17 protein-coding genes are annotated in these 17,105 nt (G+C 72.4%); 9 read left to right on the plus strand and 8 right to left on the minus strand.

Translation table 11 applies throughout. The features are described from left to right. The first annotated feature begins 80 nt into the window (after window positions 1–80). From QSK10_RS18800 to QSK10_RS18810, 3 genes are all read left to right on the plus strand, one after another. Window positions 81–617, plus strand: a complete 537-nt coding sequence (locus tag QSK10_RS18800) for an NUDIX domain-containing protein (protein WP_285664146.1) — start codon at window positions 81–83, stop codon at window positions 615–617. Between the two features lie 121 nt (window positions 618–738). Then, on the plus strand, window positions 739–1,821 hold the full coding sequence (locus tag QSK10_RS18805) for a hypothetical protein (protein WP_285664147.1): 1,083 nt from the start codon (window positions 739–741) through the stop codon (window positions 1,819–1,821). 226 nt (window positions 1,822–2,047) lie between these two features. Further along, window positions 2,048–3,286, plus strand: coding sequence for an ornithine cyclodeaminase, nickel-pincer nucleotide-dependent (locus tag QSK10_RS18810; protein WP_285664148.1), 1,239 nt, complete (start codon window positions 2,048–2,050; stop codon window positions 3,284–3,286). A gap of 52 nt (window positions 3,287–3,338) precedes the next feature. Here QSK10_RS18810 and QSK10_RS18815 read toward each other — a convergent pair whose 3' ends face one another. Both QSK10_RS18815 and QSK10_RS18820 read right to left on the minus strand, forming a co-directional pair. Then, window positions 3,339–4,229, minus strand: coding sequence for a GNAT family N-acetyltransferase (locus QSK10_RS18815; protein ID WP_285664149.1), 891 nt, complete (start codon window positions 4,227–4,229; stop codon window positions 3,339–3,341). Then, complete coding sequence (locus tag QSK10_RS18820; RefSeq protein WP_285664150.1) at window positions 4,226–5,140, minus strand: LysR family transcriptional regulator; 915 nt, start codon at window positions 5,138–5,140, stop codon at window positions 4,226–4,228. Before QSK10_RS18820 ends, QSK10_RS18815 begins: the two co-directional genes overlap by 4 nt. Window positions 5,141–5,290: 150 nt before the next feature. Between QSK10_RS18820 and QSK10_RS18825 the strand changes: the two genes are divergently transcribed. Then, complete coding sequence (locus QSK10_RS18825) at window positions 5,291–6,766, plus strand: MFS transporter (RefSeq protein ID WP_285664151.1); 1,476 nt, start codon at window positions 5,291–5,293, stop codon at window positions 6,764–6,766. Window positions 6,767–6,823: 57 nt separating this feature from the next. On the opposite strand, the gene QSK10_RS18830 is transcribed toward QSK10_RS18825, so the two are convergent. The 5 genes from QSK10_RS18830 to QSK10_RS18850 form a co-directional block, all read right to left on the minus strand. After that, window positions 6,824–7,678 carry a sulfurtransferase gene (locus QSK10_RS18830; protein WP_285664152.1) on the minus strand — a complete coding sequence of 285 codons (855 nt, stop codon included), beginning with the start codon at window positions 7,676–7,678 and terminating at the stop codon, window positions 6,824–6,826. Between the two features lie 15 nt (window positions 7,679–7,693). After that, on the minus strand, window positions 7,694–8,128 hold the full coding sequence (locus QSK10_RS18835) for a cytidine/deoxycytidylate deaminase family protein (protein WP_285664153.1): 435 nt from the start codon (window positions 8,126–8,128) through the stop codon (window positions 7,694–7,696). Beyond that, window positions 8,125–8,778 carry a RibD family protein gene (locus QSK10_RS18840; protein WP_285664154.1) on the minus strand — a complete coding sequence of 218 codons (654 nt, stop codon included), beginning with the start codon at window positions 8,776–8,778 and terminating at the stop codon, window positions 8,125–8,127. The genes QSK10_RS18835 and QSK10_RS18840 overlap by 4 nt, the downstream gene beginning before the upstream one ends. Next, window positions 8,768–9,553, minus strand: a complete 786-nt coding sequence (locus tag QSK10_RS18845; protein WP_285664155.1) for an SDR family oxidoreductase — start codon at window positions 9,551–9,553, stop codon at window positions 8,768–8,770. Before QSK10_RS18845 ends, QSK10_RS18840 begins: the two co-directional genes overlap by 11 nt. Before the next feature lie 230 nt (window positions 9,554–9,783). After that, window positions 9,784–10,122, minus strand: coding sequence for a VOC family protein (locus tag QSK10_RS18850; RefSeq protein ID WP_285664156.1), 339 nt, complete (start codon window positions 10,120–10,122; stop codon window positions 9,784–9,786). A gap of 104 nt (window positions 10,123–10,226) precedes the next feature. Between QSK10_RS18850 and QSK10_RS18855 the strand changes: the two genes are divergently transcribed. Genes QSK10_RS18855 through QSK10_RS18865 form a run of 3 tightly spaced genes read left to right on the plus strand, consistent with a single transcriptional unit; the run spans window position 10,227 to window position 12,924 of the window. After that, complete coding sequence (locus tag QSK10_RS18855; protein ID WP_285664157.1) at window positions 10,227–10,655, plus strand: MarR family winged helix-turn-helix transcriptional regulator; 429 nt, start codon at window positions 10,227–10,229, stop codon at window positions 10,653–10,655. Next, complete coding sequence (locus QSK10_RS18860; RefSeq protein ID WP_285664158.1) at window positions 10,652–11,872, plus strand: MFS transporter; 1,221 nt, start codon at window positions 10,652–10,654, stop codon at window positions 11,870–11,872. The genes QSK10_RS18855 and QSK10_RS18860 overlap by 4 nt, the downstream gene beginning before the upstream one ends. A gap of 20 nt (window positions 11,873–11,892) precedes the next feature. After that, the gene (locus QSK10_RS18865) at window positions 11,893–12,924 is read left to right on the plus strand and encodes a serine hydrolase domain-containing protein (RefSeq protein WP_285664159.1); all 1,032 of its coding nucleotides are present in this window, start codon (window positions 11,893–11,895) and stop codon (window positions 12,922–12,924) included. 35 nt (window positions 12,925–12,959) lie between these two features. Here the strand turns inward: QSK10_RS18865 and QSK10_RS18870 are convergent, their stop codons facing one another. Then, a complete protein-coding gene (locus QSK10_RS18870) occupies window positions 12,960–14,489 on the minus strand; it encodes a helix-turn-helix domain-containing protein (RefSeq protein ID WP_285664160.1) in 1,530 nt (509 codons plus the stop codon). 175 nt (window positions 14,490–14,664) lie between these two features. Between QSK10_RS18870 and QSK10_RS18875 the strand changes: the two genes are divergently transcribed. Continuing rightward, the gene (locus QSK10_RS18875) at window positions 14,665–16,047 is read left to right on the plus strand and encodes a GlnX family signal transduction membrane protein (RefSeq protein ID WP_285664161.1); all 1,383 of its coding nucleotides are present in this window, start codon (window positions 14,665–14,667) and stop codon (window positions 16,045–16,047) included. An 11-nt stretch (window positions 16,048–16,058) separates the two neighbouring features. Continuing rightward, window positions 16,059–17,096: a glutamate ABC transporter substrate-binding protein gene (locus QSK10_RS18880; protein ID WP_285664162.1), complete on the plus strand. Its 1,038-nt coding sequence runs from the start codon at window positions 16,059–16,061 to the stop codon at window positions 17,094–17,096. Window positions 17,097–17,105: the final 9 nt, after the last annotated feature.

Genomic DNA, 17,105 nt, shown 5'->3' on the forward strand with positions numbered 1-17,105 from the left:
TCTGGCGCAGGCAAGCAGGATAGCCACCCCCTATCGGCGGGTCGTGTTGACCCACAAGGGATCCATGGGAGAACCCGGACATGATCAAGCACTCCACCGCGACCGTGTACATCCTGCACCGATTCGATGACGGTCAATGGCGGCTGGCGCTGATCGAACACCCGCTGTGGCATAAGTGGGTACCCGCGGGTGGCCATGTCGAACCGACCGAGAACGCGGCCGAGGCGGCGCTGCGCGAGGCGGCCGAGGAGACCGGCCTGCGGGACCTGCGGCTCGTCGAACCGCACACCGACCTGCCCCGCGACTACCCGCCGGTACCCCACGATGACGTGGTCGCCCGTGTGCCCGTGCCCTGGTGGATCATGGAGTTCGAGCTGCCCTCCGGGGACCGTCATCTGAGTGAGCCGCACATCCACGTGGATCACCAGTTCGTCGCGGTGGCCGGGGATCTGGGCCGTATCGACGCCGAAGATCACCCGTTCGGGTGGTACACCGCAGATGAATTGGCGGAACTGCACGCGTTCCAGGACGTCCTGGTCACCGGAAGGCACCTCCTGGAGAAGGCGTCGCAGCAGGTCAGCGGCTGGATACGTGCTGTATCCGCGGGCGTGGAATAGAATCCACCGCAACACGCCGAAGAATTAAGCGACCCGCGCCCTTCCGTCACCGAGGTGCGGGTCGTAAGCTTCGCTCACTCGCCATTCGGCGGTCTCACTAGCGCATTCTCAAGGAGCGTCGGTGTACGTCAATGTTCTCCCGGCCGAGCGTGCTGCTCGTCTCAAGGCCGCCTACACGGTCCGCCACGTGGACCTCTCCAAGCAGTACACCCTCATTGAGGACGCGATCCCGGCACGCGGGGATCTGGTCGTCGCGAGGGTCACCCAGCTCGGGCACCACAACTGGGTCGAGCTGCCCAGCGGACGCAGGGCCACCCTCTACGTCGGCGACGAACTCCTGCTGGCCTGCGGCGCCCGGTACGCCCCCGACCAGTTCGAGGCGGAGCTGCCCGAGGACCTGGGCCCGGCCGACCTCGTCGCCGCGGGCGGCGTCCTCGGCAAGGTGCACAGCCGCCACACCTCCGTCGGCGCCCCCACCCGGCTGGCCCCCATCGGCCTCCTGGGCGACGCCGAGGGCCGCGTGCTGAACCTGCGCGACTTCCGGCTCGGCGAGCCGCCGACCGCGCTGCGCCCGCCGACGACCATCGTCGTCGTGGGCACGTCCATGAACTCCGGCAAGACCACCACGGTCGCCGCGATCGTGCGCGGCCTGACCCAGGCCGGTCTGCGCGTGGGCACCGCGAAGATCACCGGCACCGGCGCCGGTGGCGACCCGTGGCTGTTCCGCGACGCCGGGGCGGTGGCCGCCTACGACTTCACCGACGCCGGCTACCCGACCACCTTCCGCGTCCCCCTGGACGAGCTGGTGGAGAGCGCGCAGCTGCTGCACGGCCACATCTCGGCGCAGGCCGTCGACGCGGTGGTCCTGGAGATCGCCGACGGCGTCCTGCAGGCGGAGACCGCCGCCCTGCTCGACCGTCCCGAGATCCGCCGCCTCATCGACGGCATGGTCTTCGCCTCCGGCGAGGCCGCCGGCGCGCTCTTCGGCGTCCAGCGGCTCCAGTCGATGGGCCTGCCGGTCCTGGCCGTCTCCGGTCTGCTGACCTGCTCGCCGCTGGCGATGCGCGAGGCCGCCGCGGGCCTGTCCGTGCCGGTCTACACCCCGGCCGACCTGTGCTCGCCGATGCTGGCGACCTCACTGCTGGACCGGGTGACGAACAACACCATGCCCGGCGCGGCGGGCGACTCGTCGATGCTCGCGTGATCGGCGACAGTTTCTAGAACGACCCGATGGGCGGGACCGGTGTGACCGGTCCCGCCGTCCCTCCTTCGGGGTACCGGCAATATGGCCGCGTGGCGAACGGCGCCCGGCGGCCGGGTGACGCGACGATGTCGCCCCTGACGACGGCCGCCGCCGTGACGGCGGTTACCGTCCACCTGGGAGCGGCACGCACCGAACCCGTGTTGGACCTTGTCAGGAGGCATTTTCCGTGAAGCACACCGAGACCGTCGAGGTGCGCGGGCACATCCTGGATTCGGGAGTTTTCGCCCGCATTCTCGACGACGTGCTCGAATACGGCGGGGACTACCGGATCGACCGGCTGGACGTGGGCCGCACCCACACCGACGAGTCGTACGCCCGGCTGACCGTCGGCGCCGAGGACGGCGAGCAGCTCGCGCGCATCCTCATGCGACTCCAGACCCACGGCACGAACCAGGTCGACCCGGGCGCGGTCGTCCTGCGCCCGGCCCCGGCCGACGGTGTGTTCCCCGACGACTTCTACTCCACCACCAACCTGCCCACCTCGGTGCGGCTGGAGGGCGCGTGGATTCCGGTGGCCAACCCGGAAATGGACTGCGGGATCATCATCGAGGACGGCCGCGCGCGCACCATCGCCGTCTCCGACATCCGCCGCGAGGACCCGGTCGTGTGCGGCGCCAGCGGCGTGAAGGTGACGCCGCTGCCGGAGCCGAAGCGCGCCGACCCGGGCTCGACCAGCTTCGAGTTCATGTCCAGCGAGGTCTCCAGCGAGAAGCCGCAGGCCCTGCTGGTCAAGCGCATCGCCGAGCAGATGCGCCAGGTCAAGCGCGGCGGCGGCAAGATCCTGTGGGTCGGTGGGCCCGCGATCGTGCACACCGGCGCCGCCAAGCCGATGGTCGCCCTCGTCGAGGAGGGCTTCGTGGACGTCCTGTTCGCCGGGAACGCCCTCGCCACCCACGACATCGAGGCCTCGCTGTACGGCACGTCCCTGGGCGTGGACCTCCAGCAGGGCCACGGCGTCCCGCACGGCCACGAGCACCACATCCGCGCCATCAACACGATCCGCCGCTGCGGCTCGATCGCCGCCGCCGTCGAGCAGGGCGTCCTCACCGACGGCGTCATGCACGCGATGGTGACCCACGGCAAGCAGTTCGTGCTGGTCGGCTCGGTCCGCGACGACGGCCCGCTGCCCGACGTCTACACCGACGTCATCGCCGGGCAGCGCGCCATGCGCGCGGCCCTGCCGGAGGTCGGCTTCGCGATCATGGTGGCCACGATGCTGCACTCGATCGCCACCGGCAACCTGCTGCCCGCCACCACTCCCCTGGTGTCGGTCGACATCAACCCCGCCACGGTCACCAAGCTGGCCGACCGGGGCAGCGCCCAGGCCACCGGCGTCATCACCGACATCGGCCTGTTCCTGGAGCAGCTGGCCACCGAGCTGGTCGTCGGCTACAAGCGCGACTAGGCACGAGCCGCGAGAGGGCGCCCGGGTCCGTTCTGGACCCGGGCGCCCTTCGTCATGCCAGGTCGCGGGCGTGGACGGTGGCCGAGCGCCGCACGCGCATCCCGACGCGCTCGTAGAGTGCCAGGGCGCCGGTCTCGGAGTGCGTCCACAGGGTGCACGCGCTCAGGCCGCGCGCGGCGAACGCGGCGAAGGCGTGCCGCAGCAGCAGGCGCGCGATGCCGCGGCCGCGGCGGTCCTCGCGGACCGCGACGCGCTCGATGTAGCCCTCGCCGGAGCCCGGGACGTCCAGGGACACCACCGCGCCCACCGGCTCGCCGTTCTCGAAGGCGATCGGTGAGGCCCAGGGCGCGAAGGTCTCCCGCGCGACGGTGCCCTCGGCCCACTCGGCGTAGTCCTTGCGGCGGGGCTGGAAGGCGGCGAAGGCGTCCTCCATCAGCGTGTGCGCGCCCGGCCCGTCGCCGTCGGCGAAGGGGCGCACGGTGACGCCTCCGGGGACCTCGGGGACGTCCACTCCCCCGTCGAGCCCGATCTCCAGCAGCCAGGCCGTGGCCAGGCGCGTGTATCCGCGGGCGGTGAGGATCTCGACGGCCGCGGTGTCGGCGTCGGTGACGCTCTGCACGAAGCGGCCCGGGGCGGTCAGGCCCTCGGCCCAGTCGAGCAGGGCCGTGCCCAGGCCGTGCCCGGTGTGCGCGGGATGGACGTGGATCTCCCCGCGCCGCTCGGCCCAGGCCCACGCGGCCAGGTCGCCGTCCGGGCCGTGGACGAGGAGGGTGCGCGTGGCCGGATCGAGGGCGGGGCGGGCGAAGGTGGCCGCGACGTCGCCGGGATCGGCGTGCGGCAGGCCGTGGAAGTGCCGCTCGCGCGCGTCGGCGAGCGCGGTGACGGCGGGGATGTCGTCGGTGGTGGCGGGGCGGTGTGTGTATCGGGGTGGAAGCTTGATCACGGTTTCGATCCTGCCCCATGGGTGAAGGCCTCGCGGACGAGGCCGCGCAGCCAGATGTGGGCGGGGTCGGCGTGGAAGCGGGCGTGCCAGGCCTGGGAGATGGTGAGGGCGGGCAGGTCGATGGGGACGTCGACGGTGACCAGCCCGAAGCGGTCGAGGAGCGGGGCGTGGAGGCCGAGGGCGGCGCGTCCGACGAGGTCGGTGCCGGCGATCAGGACGAGGGCGACGGTGGCGGTGGGGACGGAGACGACGACGGGCCGGGTGAGTCCGTGGGCGGCGAGGGCGGTGTCGATGGGGCCGTGGAGGATGCCGCGGCGGGAGACGGTGAGGTGCTCGGCGGCGGCGTAGCGGGCGAGGGTGACCTCGCCGTGGGTGAGGGGGTGTCCGGCGCGGACCACGACGACGCCTTCTTCGACGGTGAGGGCCTCGGCGTGGACGTCGGGGCTGGGGTCGTCGATGACGCCGATCTCCAGGTCGGCGGTGCCGTCGCGGAGGGGGCTGGCGGAGCGGGGTCCCTCGCCGAGGAAGCGGAGGGTGACGCCGGGGGCCTGGGCGCGGACGCGGTGGAGCAGGTGGGCGGCGATGACGGCGAAGGTGGAGTCGTCGGCCTGGAGGGTGAAGGTGCGTTCGACGGCGGCCAGGTCGAGGGGGCGCGGTCCGCGGAAGAGGGCGTCGGCGCGGTCGACGAGGGCGTGGACCTCGGCGCGGAGGGCTTCGGCGCGGGGTGTGGGGACCATGGCGCGTCCGGAGCGGACGAGGACGGGGTCGCCGAGGGCTTTGCGGAGGCGTCCGAGGGTGCGGCTCATGGCGGGCGGGGACAGGTGGAGCCGTTCGGCGGCGCCGGTGACGCTGCCTTCGGTGAGGAGGGCGTCGAGGGCGATGAGCAGGTTCAGGTCCAGGCGCGGGTGCACGAGCGGCAGCTTAACCGGTGGATTGCGTCCGATGCACAGTTCTCTTGCGATCCTTGCATTTGCGGTAATGCGGTGGCGGTTCTACGGTGGTGAGGACGCCCCGATCCGGGAGCGTTCCTCCCTTTCATCCTGTTTCGAGGTTCATTCGCCATGTCCGCAATCGCCCCCACCGCCGCGCCGCCCGTAACGGGCCATCCCAGGCGCGGTCTCATCCTGGCGCTCATGTCGTCGTGCACGGTCCTGACGATCGCGCTGGTGGCCGCCATCAATGTGGCCCTGCCGAGCCTGGCGTCCGACGTGCTGCGTCCCAGTAGCAGTCAGCTGCTGTGGATCGTGGACTCCTACGTCATCGTCTTCGCGTGCCTGCTCATCCCCGCCGGGGCCTTCGGGGACCGGTTCGGGCGCAAGGGCGCCCTGATGGGCGGGCTGGCGCTGTTCGCCGCCGGGTGCCTGGTGGCGGCCCTGGCGGAGTCGGTGCCGCTGCTGCTGGCCGGGCGCGCGCTGTCGGGCGCCGGGGCCGCGCTGATCATGCCGGCGACGCTGTCCATCACGGTGCACGCGTTCCCGCCGGAGAAGCGGGCGCAGGCCATCGGCGGCTGGACGGCGGCCACGGGGGTGGCCGGGGTCGTGGGCAACATCGGCGGCGGCGCGCTGCTGGAGGACGCGAGCTGGCGGGCCCTGTTCTGGTCCGCCGGGCCGCTGGCGCTGGCGCTGCTGCTGGTGGTCGCGCTGGCCGCGCCGAAGACCGCGCGGCACCGCGCGAGCCTGGACCTGCCCGGTTCGGCGCTGCTGGTGGTGGCCTTCCTGGGCCTGCTCTACGGCATCATCGAAGGCCCCGAGCTGGGCTGGGCCTCGGCGTGGGTCCTGGGCGGCTTCGCCCTCGCCGCCGCCGTCTTCACCGTCTACACCCTCTACGCCCTGCGGGCGGCGAACCCGGTGCTCGACCCGCGGCTGTTCGCCGGGCGGGCGCTGCGGGCGGGCGCGTTCGGCGTCACCGCGACGTTCCTGGGGATGTTCGGGCTGTTCTTCATGAACGCCCAGTACCTCCAGTTCGCCAAGGGCTACACGCCCCTGGTGACGGGCCTGGCCATCGGGCCCCTCGCGGTCATCATGATGGTGATGACGCGCCGGGCGGCGGAACTGGCCGCGCGGCTGGGGCGCGTCCCGGTGGTCACCGGCGGGCTGCTGCTGATCGCGGCGGGGCTGGGTCTCATGTCGACCGCCGACGCGGGCACCCACTACTGGGTCTACGCCGCCGAGATGAGCGTGGTCGCGCTGGGCATGGGCCTGAGCCTGCCCCTGCTGTCGACGGTGATCATGACGGCCGTGCCGCACGAGCGCGCCGGTCTGGGCTCGGGTCTCAACAGCGCCACCCGCGAGGTCGGCAGCGCGCTGGGCGTGGCCGTCGTCGGGACCGTCCTCACCGCGGGATTCTCCGGCGCCCTCCCCGAGGGCGTGCCCTCGGACTCCGTCGCGCACGCCCTCGCCGTCGCCGGGCCCGCCCGGCACGACGCGGTGGTGGACGCCTTCACCGGCGCGATGTCGGCCGGCTTCCGCGTGACGGCGATCGTCCTGGCGGTCTCGGCGGTGCTGGTCGCGATGTGGCTGCGGCCGTCCCGCGGGTAGGGACGCGAGGAACGGTGGGAGTGGCTCCCGGGCCGGGGCGCCACTCCCGCTTCGCGGCTATTCGCGCGTGGCCACCGGGCGGTGCGGGTCGGCGATCCAGTTGCTCCAGGAGCCGATGTAGACGGCCGGGACGCGCAGTCCCGCCGCCGCCATCGCCAGCGCGGTGTGGGTGGCGGTGATGCCCGATCCGCAGTAGACGCCCACGGCCTGGTCGTCCTCGGCGCCCACCGGCAGGTAACGCGCGCGCAGCTCATCGGGGGTGCGGAAGCCGCCGCCCTCGGCGAGGTTCGGGGCGTCCGGCACGTTGATCGCGCCCGGGATGTGCCCGGCGACGGGGTCGATCGGCTCGGTCTCGCCCAGGAAGCGCTCGGCCGCGCGCACGTCGATGAGGACGCCCTCGGCGGCGGTCCGCGCGGCCTGCGCGGCGTCCAGCACCGGCACCGCGCCGGGGCGCACCGTCAGGTCGCCGGGCACCGGCTCGGGGACGGCGGTGGTCAGCGGCAGGTCGGCGGCCAGCCACGCGGCCATGCCGCCGTCGAGCACGACGACGTCCTCCAGGCCCACCCACAGCAGCGTCCACCACGCGCGCGAGGCGCTCATCATGTCCCCGGCGTCGTAGCAGACCACCCGCGAGGACGCGCCGACACCGGCCTGCCGCAGGACCTCCTGCAGCCGCGCCGGATCGGGCAGCGGGTGCCGCCCGCCGGGCCCGGGCGGGCCGCACAGGTCGGCGTCCAGGTCCAGGAAGACCGCGCCGGGGATGTGGCCGTGCAGGTAGGCGTCGCGTCCGGACGGTCCATTGCGGACGCCGCCGGGCGGGGTCAGGGACCAGCGCAGGTCGAGGATGACCGGCGGGGTCTGCTCCGAGAGCGCCTGGGACAGTTGGGCCGCGGTGATCAACGGGTTCGGCATGAGGACCAGTTTCCCCTAATCGGTGAGCAGATGGGCGTTGGCGGCGCGGGCGCGCGCCGCCAGCGAGTCCACGACGAGCACCTCGACACCGGCCGCGCGCAGCACCTCCGCGCCCCGGCCCTCCACGAACAGCGAGGGCTCCTCCCAGGCGTAGACGACCCGGCGGATACCGGCCGCCACGATCAGCTCGGCGCAGGTGCGCGGACGCGAGGCGCGCCGCCCGCACGGCTCCAGCGACGAGTAGACCGTCACCCCGTCCAGGTCGCCGGGCGCGTGCCGCAGCGCGACCTCCTCGGCGTGGTCCTGCGGCTGCTCGCCGCGTGAGAAGCCACGGGCCAGCACCGGGCCGTCCGGGCGGGCCAGGACCGCGCCCACGCTGAACGCGCTCGCCGAGGGCGGGCAGCGGTAGGCGAGCTCGACGGCGAGGGACAGGTGCTCCAGGTCGCTCACTCGGCTCCGTCCAGGAGGTAGCGCAGCAAGACCACGTCGTCGATGCGGCTGACGTCGGCCAGGCGCATCCGGTGGTCCTTGCCGTGCGGGAAGACGCCCGGCCCGACGAAGCGGGGGGCGCGGGGGTCGCCCACGAAGAAGGGCGCCACCACCAGGTGCAGCTCGTCGGCCAGCCCGGCGGTGAGGAGTTGCGTGTGGACCGTCCCGCCGCCCTCGACCATGAGCCGGACGACGCCGCGCCCGCGCAGGTCGGCCAGCACCGTCGGCCACGCCACCGGTGAACCGGCGTCGACGACGGTCGCCAGGCCGCTCAGGCGCTCCCGGGCGCGCTGCGCGGCGGGCGAGGCCACGTAGACGAGGCGCTCGCCCGCGCCGACGGTGAAGAACCGCGAGGCCGGGTCGAGATCGCCGGTGGCGGTCACCGTCACCCGGCGCGGCTGGCGCACCGACTCCCCCGCCGTCAGGCTCGGGTTGTCGCGGCGGACCGTGGAGGCGCCGACCAGGATGGCGTCGCACCCGGCGCGGACCTCGCGGACGCGGTCCAGATCGCCGGGCGTGGACAGGATCAGCCGCTCGGGCGAGGCGTCGTCCAGATAACCGTCGGCGGACATGGCCGCCGACAGGAGCACGTACGGACGGTCACCCGGCATGCGTCGATCTTAAGTCCCCTCTGGCTCCCACGTACTCGCCCCAGGTGCGACCGCCGCACGCGTTCGCCGGAGTGGTCAGGCACCCGGCCGCGTAGGCGGCGCCCAGCTTGCCCGGCATCCACGTCGACACCACCGGCCGCTTCGCGCCACGCGCGCGCAGCTCGTCGCGCGCCAGCTCGGCGATGCTCAGGACCTGCGGCCCGCCCAGGTCGGCCACCCGCCCGGCGGGCTCGCCCAGGGCGAGCTCGGCGATGCGCGAGGCGACCTCGGTGACGTCGACCGGCTGGCAGGTGCCGCGCGGCACGACCACCACCGGGATCGGCAGCTCGGCGAAGCGGTCGACCAGGCGCGGGATGAACTGGTGGAACTGGGTGGCGCGCAGCGTCGTCGAGGGGACCGCCGACTCGCGGACCATGCGCTCGCAGCAGCGCTTGTCCTTGTAGTACTGCATCGGGATCTCGTCGATGCCGACGATGGAGACGAACACGAAGTGGGCGACCCCGGCGGCCTCGGCTGCGTCGACGAGGGTGCGGGTGGTCTCCACGTCGGCGCCGGGCACGTCGGGCTCGGAGGCGCAGTGGACGACGACGTCGACGCCGTCGAGCGCCCGCGCCAGGCCCGCGCCGGTGTGCAGGTCGCTGGCGTACCAGGCGGCGCGCGGGTCGGCGTCGTGCTCGCGGCGGCTGAGGGCGCGCAGCTCGGCGGCGCCCGACAGGCGGTCGAGCAGCGCCGAACCGAGCAGTCCGGTCGCGCCGGTCACCAGGATGGTGGTCATCGTGTGTGCCTCCGGCACATCAAGGGGGTCGGATGTCCATCCGCTGGTGTACTCCTCCGCGGGCCCGCGCGGCAACCCGGCGGGCCGGTTTGTGACCGGATGAACCGGTGAGGGAACGTCACCGGGCCCGCTCACGGGGCGGATCCGGCGGCCGGGCACGGTGAGGCCCCCGCCGTCCACTCCGGCCGTGAACCGGCCCGTGATGGCGTGCGGGGTGGGCGGCCGCGAGCCTAGTGCGCGTCGGCGATGCAGAACTCGTTGCCGTCGGGGTCGAGCAGGATCGTCCAGTTGACGCCGGGCACCTCGTGCTCGGCGACGACGGTGGCGCCCAGGCCCTTGAGGCGGGCGACCTCGGCGTCGCGGTCGTCGGCGACCAGGTCGAGGTGGACGGTCTGCCCGGCGGGACGCTCGTCGACCTTCTGGAAGCCCATCGAGATGGGCGTGGCCGAGATGAAGATGAAGTCGCCGTAGTCGGAGGTCACCTCGCCGCCGAGGGCCTCGATCCACCACGCGGACAGGGCGCGCGGGTCGGTCGTGTTCACCGTGGCGTTCGCGATCGTCAGGGTCATGGCCCGACGCTAACCCGGGGGTACGACATCGCGGTGGACGTCCCGGACCCCGCGGGTATATCGTTAGCTCAGCTAAGTTAGCCAAGCTAAGTAATTGGGGAGCCATGGACCACGACGCACTCGCCGCCGACGTCAGCCGCCTCATGCGCGACATGGTGCTGTTGCTGCGGCAGGCGACCGCCGATCTCGACGTCAGCCCACCGCAGCTGGCCGTCCTCGGTTCCCTCCTGGGCGGCCCGCGCCGCATGGGCGACCTCGCCGCCGAGCACGGCGTACGGATGCCGACCATGACCGTCCAGGTCAACCGCATGGAGCGGGACGGCCTGGTCGAGCGCGGACGCGACACCGCCGACGCGCGCGTGGTCACCGCCTCGCTCACCGACACCGGCCGCGCCGCGCTGGCCGCCGGGCGCGGACGCCGCAACGCGTTCCTCGCCGGGCGGCTGGCCGCCCTCTCCCCCGAAGACCGCGAGGCGATCGCCCTGGCGATCCCCGCGCTGCGCCTACTCGTGCAAGGAGCCCCCGAAGAATGACCGCACACAACCCCGAGGGGTCATCGGGAAAGAACATCCTCAAGCAGCCCGCCGCCGTGTGGGCCACCGCGTTCGCGGCGGTCATCGCGTTCATGGGCATCGGCCTGGTCGACCCGATCCTGCCGTCGATCGCCAAGGGCCTGGAGGCCACGCCCAGCCAGGTCTCCCTGCTGTTCACCAGCTACTTCCTGGTCACCGCGGTGGCGATGCTGCTGACCGGCTGGGTCTCCAGCCGCATCGGCGCGAAGCGGACCCTGCTGGCCGGACTGGCGCTGGTGGTGCTGTTCGCCTCGCTGGCCGGGACGTCCCAGACCGTCGGCCAGCTCGTCGGCTTCCGCGCCGGATGGGGACTGGGCAACGCCATGTTCGTCGCCACCGCCCTCGCCGTCATCGTCGGCGCCGCCAGCGGCGGGGCCGAGTCCGCCATCCTGCTCTACGAGGCCGCGCTCGGCCTGGGCATCTCGGCGGGCCCGCTGCTGGGAGCGCTGCTGGGCGACTGGCACTGGCGTTACCCGTTCTTCGGAACGGCGGCGCTGATGGCGGTCGGCTTCATCCTCATCGCCACGCTGCTGCGCGGGATGCCGAAACCGGCGGTGAAGGCGCGCCTGAGCGACCCGCTGCGGGCGCTGGCCCACGGCGGCCTGTCCACCACCGCCGTCACCGCGCTGTTCTACAACTACGCGTTCTTCACCGTCCTGGCCTTCACCCCGTTCATCCTCGGCATGAACGCCTACGGCATCGGCTCGGTCTTCTTCGGCTGGGGCGTGCTGGTGGCGCTGTCGTCGGTGTTCCTGGCGCCCATGCTCCAGCGGCGCCTGGGCTCGGTGGGGACGATGCACCTGGCCCTGGCGTTCATGGTGGTGTGCCAGATCGGCATCGCGCTGTCCGGGCACGGCGGGATCATCGCCTTCACCGTCGCCACGGGCCTGGCCATCGGCGTCAACAACACCGTCTTCACCGAGGCGGCCATGGAGGTCTCCGACGCCCCGCGCGCCACGGCCTCGGCCGGGTACAACTTCGTGCGCTGGATGGGCGCGGCCCTGGCCCCCTACATCGCCTCCAAGCTCGGCGAGGAGGTCTCGGTGAGCCTGCCGTACTACGTCGGCGCGGCCTGCTGCGTGGTGGCGATGGGCGTGCTGTTCCTGCGCCGCCGCCACCTGGCCGGGCTCGACGCCGTCGACGCCGACCACGAGCGCTTGGACGCCGTGCCCGCCTGAGGCCGGTAGCCTCGGGCCGCATGACGATCTCCGAGCGCGTCCGCCCCGTCCTGCTCGCCGGCGTCGCCGACCGGGTCCATCCCGGAGCGGTGTGGGCGGTGGGGGACGCGGGCGGCGTCATCGCCTCCGGCGCCGAGGGCGTCGCCGACCCGGCCGCCCCCGAGCCGATCGGCCTCGACGCGATCTTCGACCTGGCCAGCCTCACCAAGGTCCTGGTGGTGTGGACGGCGATCGGGCGCCTGTGGGAGGCCGGGCGGCTGGCCCTCGACGACCGGCTCGACGCGCACCTGCCCGAGACGAGCGGGCACCCGCTGGGACCGGTGACGCCACGGCAGCTGCTGGCGCACACCGCGGGCCTGCCACACCACGCCGGTTTCAAGGCCAACTACGGGAGCGATCCGGCGGCGATCGTGCGCGGCGTGCTCACCGCCGACCTGCACCAGCCGCCCGGCACGGCCGTCAAGTACACCGACCGGGCCGCGTTCGTCCTGGGCGTGCTCGCCGAGCGCCTGACCGCCACCACATTGGCGGAGCTGACCCGCGAACGCGTGTGGGAGCCGCTGGGGATGCGCGAGACGTGGTTCGGGCCGGTGCCGGCGGACCTGCGCGGGCGATGCGCGCCCACCGAGCTCGACCCCGAGTCCGGGACGCACCGCCGCGGCGAGGTCCACGACTTCTCCACGCGCCTGTTCGGGGGCGCCTGCGGCATCTCCGGGGTGTTCTCCACCGCGGGCGACCTGGGCCTGTTCCTGGCGCACCTGCTGCGCCCGGACGAGCGGCTGGGCTTCGGCTCGGCGTGGCTCGCCGAGTCGCTGCGGACGCAGACGGGCGGCCTGGACCCGGCGCGCGGGCTGTTCTGGCATCCCGCGCACGGCACCGCGCCGGAGGAGGACGTGTGGACGCACCCCGGCTTCACCGGCACGGCCTTCTGGCTGTGCCCCAAGCAGGGCCGGTGGGCGGTGCTGCTGACCAACCGGGTCTATTGGAGCCGCGAGCGGCTGCCGATCAAGGCGGTCCGGGACGGCTTCCGCGCGGCGGTGTTCACCGGCTGAGGGGCCGGGATCGGTGATCCCGGCCCCTGTCGCGGTCAGATGTCGCGGAAGATCTCGATCTGCGCGCCCAGCTCGTTGAGGCGGTTGGCGAGGTCCTCGTAGCCGCGGTTGATGACGTAGACGTTCCGCAGCACCGAGGTGCCCTTCGCGGCCAGCATCGACAGCAGGACGACCACCGCCGGGCGCAGCGCGGGCGGGCAGATGACCTCGGCGGCCGAGAAGCGGGTCGGGCCCTCGACCACCACGCGGTGGGGGTCGGCGAGGGTGACGCGCGCGCCGAGCTTGGTGAGCTCGGTGAGGTAGATGGCGCGCTTGTCGTAGACCCAGTCGTGGATCATCGTCGAACCGGTCGCGGTGGCCGCGATCGCGGCGAAGAACGGCAGGTTGTCGATGTTGAGGCCGGGGAACGGCATCGGGTGGATCTTGTCGATCGGCGAGTGCAGCTTCGAGGGCCGCACGGTGAGGTCGACCAGGCGGGTGTGCCCGTTGGCCGCGGGGTACTCCTCACTGCGGGAGTAGTCCAGGCCCATCTCCTCCAGCAGCGCCAGCTCGATCTCCAGGAACTCGATGGGCGCGCGGCGCACGGTGAGCTCGGAGCCGGTGACGATGGCCGCGGTCAGCAGGCTCATCGCCTCGATCGGGTCCTCGCTGGGGGCGTAGTCGACGTCGGCGGAGATGTCGGCGCGGCCGTGAACGGTCAGCGTGGTGGTGCCGATGCCGTCGATGCGGACGCCGAGGCGGGTCAGGAACACGCACAGGTCCTGGACCATGTAGTTCGGGCTGGCGTTGCGGATGATCGTGACGCCGGCGGCCCCAGCGGCGGCCAGGATGGCGTTCTCGGTGACGGTGTCGCCGCGTTCGGTCAGCACGATGGGGCGGCTCGGGGCGCCGAGGCCCTCCACCGTGGCGTGGTAGCTGCCCTCGGTGGCCTTCACCGACAGCCCGAAGGGCCGCAGGGCGATCATGTGCGGTTCGACGGTGCGCGCGCCCAGGTCGCAGCCGCCGGCGTAGGGCAGCTCGAAGGTGGTCTCGGCGTGCATGAGGGGGCCGAGGAACATGATGACGCTGCGGGTGCGCCGGGCCGCCTCGGCGTCGATGCCGAGGAGGTCGAGCTGCTCGGGGCGCACGATCTCCAAGTCGTTGTCGGCGTTGAGCCAGCGGGTCTTGACGCCGATGGAGTTGAGGACCTCCAGGATGCGGTTGACCTCTTCGATGCGCGCGACCTTGCGCAGCACCGTGCGGCCCCTGTTGAGGAGGCTGGCGCACAGCAGCGCGACCCCGGCGTTCTTGCTCGACTTGACGTCGATGGAGCCCGACAGGGTGGTGGGACCGACCACGCGCAGGTGCATGGGCCCGGCCGTGCCCAGGGACACGATCTCGCTGTCGAGGGCCTCGCCGATGCGGGCGAGCATCTCCAGGCTCAGGTTCTGCTGGCCGCGCTCCATGCGGTTCACCGCGCTCTGGCTGGTCGCCAGGGCCTCGGCGAGCTGCGTCTGCGTCCAGCCGCGGTGCTGACGGGAGTCCCGGATGAGTTTGCCGATACGGCGTCGGTAGTCATCAGTCACTCGGCGACGTTATCTCACATGTGATGTAGCGGCAATCAAATCGAGGTGTGTCGATCGTCCGTCAGAAAGTCGCGAGCGAACCGCAACCATCCCGTGATCGCGTGGATTTGGCGGTGGGCGGTACCTTGACCGCCATGGTCTCATTGGTGGGCCGGTTGGCCGCTGGGAGGATTTGATGCCGACGGAGACGAAGGCCGGGCCGGTCATTCCGCGTCCGCGTAGCTCCACGGTGGACGTCCCGCGTCAGCGCGGTCCACGTGGCGGGCCCATCGCCCGGGTCCGCACGGTGCTGACCGCCTCGGGTGGCGGCACGCCCGCCCGCCTGACGCTGATCCTGGCGATCCTGGCCGTCCTGACGCTCGGTTCGGGCGTGGCGGCCGTCAGCGACGTGGTCGGGCGCGACGAGCAGATCACCGACGTCGCCGACGGCAACGGCCGCCTCGGGCTGGCCGCGCTGGAGGTCTACCAGTCCCTTTCGGACGCCGACGCCACCGCAGCCGGGGCCTTCCTCGCCGGTGGCGTGGAACGGCCCGAGGTCCGCGCCCGCTACCTGGAGGACGTCAACCGCGCCACCGTGCAGCTGGCGACGGCCGCCGCCAGCATCACCACCCAGGACGCCGCCGACGCCGTGGCCGTCCTGTCGGCCGGGCTGCCGGTCTACACCGGCTACGTCGAGACCGCGCGCACCCTCAACCAGCAGGGCCTGCCCGTCGGCGCCGCCTACCTGCGGCTCGCCTCGGGCATGATGCAGAACGAGCTGCTGCCGGCCGCCCGCGACCTGCAGAAGAACGCCACCACGCAACTGGGCGAGACCCAGGACTCGGCGAGCCTGTGGCCCTTCATCACCATCGTGCTGGCCGTGGCGACCCTCCTGCTGCTCGCCTACACCCAGCGCGACCTGGCCAAGCGCACCAACCGCGTGTTCAACATCGGCCTGCTGACCGCCACCGGCGCGGTCCTGGTGCTGCTGCTGTGGACCGGCGCGGCCTCGATCCTGGCGGCCTCGCACATCTCCTCGGGCCGCGAGAACGGCTCGGCGCAGATCGAGCGACTCGCCGAGGCCCGCATCGCCGCCCTCCAGGCCCGCACCCAGGAGGCCGTCACGCTCATCGCACGCGGCGGCGACGCGGCCACCAAGGCCGAAGAGAGCTACGTGACCCAGATGAACGCCCTGTCCGGTGACCAGGGGCTCCTGGCCAAGGCCGTCGCGGCCAACGCCGACCCGGCCCTCAAGGACGTCCTCTCCGGCGCGCAGACCACCCTCAACGCCTGGATCGACACCCACAAGAAGCTCCACCAGGCCGACGTCCTGGGCGACTACAACACCGCCGTCGCGATGGCCCTCGGCGAGAAGGACGGCGAGGCCGGGAAGCTGTCCCGCGACCTCGACCAGGCCCTGGCCAAGGCCATCGACGCCGCCGGGAAGCACTTCCACGAGCAGACCACGAGCGCCCGCAACAGCCTCACCGGCGCCGGGATCGGCGCGGGTCTCCTGTCCCTCATCGCGCTGGCCGCCGCCACCCGCGGCCTGCAGCGACGTATTGCGGAGTACCGATGATGGGAGCACCGATGACCCGCGCGCGACGTCGCGTCCTAGCGGCCACCACCGCCGTCCTGACCGCCCTGGCGCTGGCCGCCTGCGGCATGGCGACCACGCCGGAGCTGCCCGCCGGTGACGCCCGTCCCCCGATGCCCGTCGGCGTCCAGGACCCCGCCGTGCTCCCGGAGGCCAAGCCCGCCGCCGAATGCACCCCCGCCGCGCGCCAGAGCTTCGCCCCCGCCAACGGCACCGCCATCCCCGACGGCTCCTCCATGGCCAAGATCAAGGCCAACGGGAAGCTCGTGGTCGGCGTCGACCAGAACACCTACCTCTTCGGCTACCGCGACCCCGCCACCGGCAACCTCACCGGCTTCGACGTCGAGATCGCCCGCCAGATCGCCAAGGCGATCTTCAAGAGCGACGACCCCAAGTACATCCAGTTCAAGACGATCACCTCCAAGCAGCGCATCGACTTCGTCAAGAACGGCGACGTCGACATGGTCGTGCGCACCATGACCATGACCTGCGACCGCTGGAACGACGTCTACTTCTCCAGCGAGTACCTGACGGCCGAGCAGCTCATCCTCACCAAACGCGACCCCGCCGACCCCGGCAAGAAGCCGATCCAGAAGCTGTCGGAACTGGGCGGCAAGCGGGTGTGCGCCACCATCGGATCCACCTCCATCAACCAGATCGCCGCCGAGCCGTCCAAGCCCGTCGCCGTGGCCGCCCTGGAATGGACCGACTGCCTGGTGATGCTCCAGCAGGGCACGGTGGACGCCATCTCCACCGACAACACCATCCTCGCCGGGTTCCAGGCCCAGGACCCCAACCTGGTCCTTTCCGACGAGCCCATCAAGCAGGAGCCCTACGGCATCGCGATCAACAAGGAGCGCAAGGACCTCGTCCAGTTCGTGAACGCCGTCCTGGAGCAGATCCGCGCCGACGGCACCTGGGCCGCGATCTACGCCGACCCCAGCAGCCCCTTCGACGAGAAGAAGAAGGGCCCCTCGCTCGCCACCATCTTCGGCGCCGCTGGCCCTCCCGCCCCCCAGTACGGCCGGTAGCGGCCACGC

The organism is Actinorhabdospora filicis, from assembly GCF_030269765.1.
Taxonomy (GTDB): domain Bacteria; phylum Actinomycetota; class Actinomycetes; order Mycobacteriales; family Micromonosporaceae; genus Actinorhabdospora; species Actinorhabdospora filicis.

What these genes read in the sequence shown, in the direction of transcription:
- QSK10_RS18865 (WP_285664159.1), top strand. Translation starts at nt 11,893, where the DNA reads ATGACGATCTCCGAGCGCGTCCGCCCCGTCCTGCTCGCCGGCGTCGCC.
- QSK10_RS18850 (WP_285664156.1), bottom strand. Translation starts at nt 10,122, where the DNA reads ATGACCCTGACGATCGCGAACGCCACGGTGAACACGACCGACCCGCGC.
- QSK10_RS18840 (WP_285664154.1), bottom strand. Translation starts at nt 8,778, where the DNA reads ATGCCGGGTGACCGTCCGTACGTGCTCCTGTCGGCGGCCATGTCCGCC.
- QSK10_RS18875 (WP_285664161.1), top strand. Translation starts at nt 14,665, where the DNA reads ATGCCGACGGAGACGAAGGCCGGGCCGGTCATTCCGCGTCCGCGTAGC.
- QSK10_RS18845 (WP_285664155.1), bottom strand. Translation starts at nt 9,553, where the DNA reads ATGACCACCATCCTGGTGACCGGCGCGACCGGACTGCTCGGTTCGGCG.
- QSK10_RS18825 (WP_285664151.1), top strand. Translation starts at nt 5,291, where the DNA reads ATGTCCGCAATCGCCCCCACCGCCGCGCCGCCCGTAACGGGCCATCCC.
- QSK10_RS18830 (WP_285664152.1), bottom strand. Translation starts at nt 7,678, where the DNA reads ATGCCGAACCCGTTGATCACCGCGGCCCAACTGTCCCAGGCGCTCTCG.
- QSK10_RS18860 (WP_285664158.1), top strand. Translation starts at nt 10,652, where the DNA reads ATGACCGCACACAACCCCGAGGGGTCATCGGGAAAGAACATCCTCAAG.
- QSK10_RS18855 (WP_285664157.1), top strand. Translation starts at nt 10,227, where the DNA reads ATGGACCACGACGCACTCGCCGCCGACGTCAGCCGCCTCATGCGCGAC.
- QSK10_RS18800 (WP_285664146.1), top strand. Translation starts at nt 81, where the DNA reads ATGATCAAGCACTCCACCGCGACCGTGTACATCCTGCACCGATTCGAT.
- QSK10_RS18880 (WP_285664162.1), top strand. Translation starts at nt 16,059, where the DNA reads ATGACCCGCGCGCGACGTCGCGTCCTAGCGGCCACCACCGCCGTCCTG.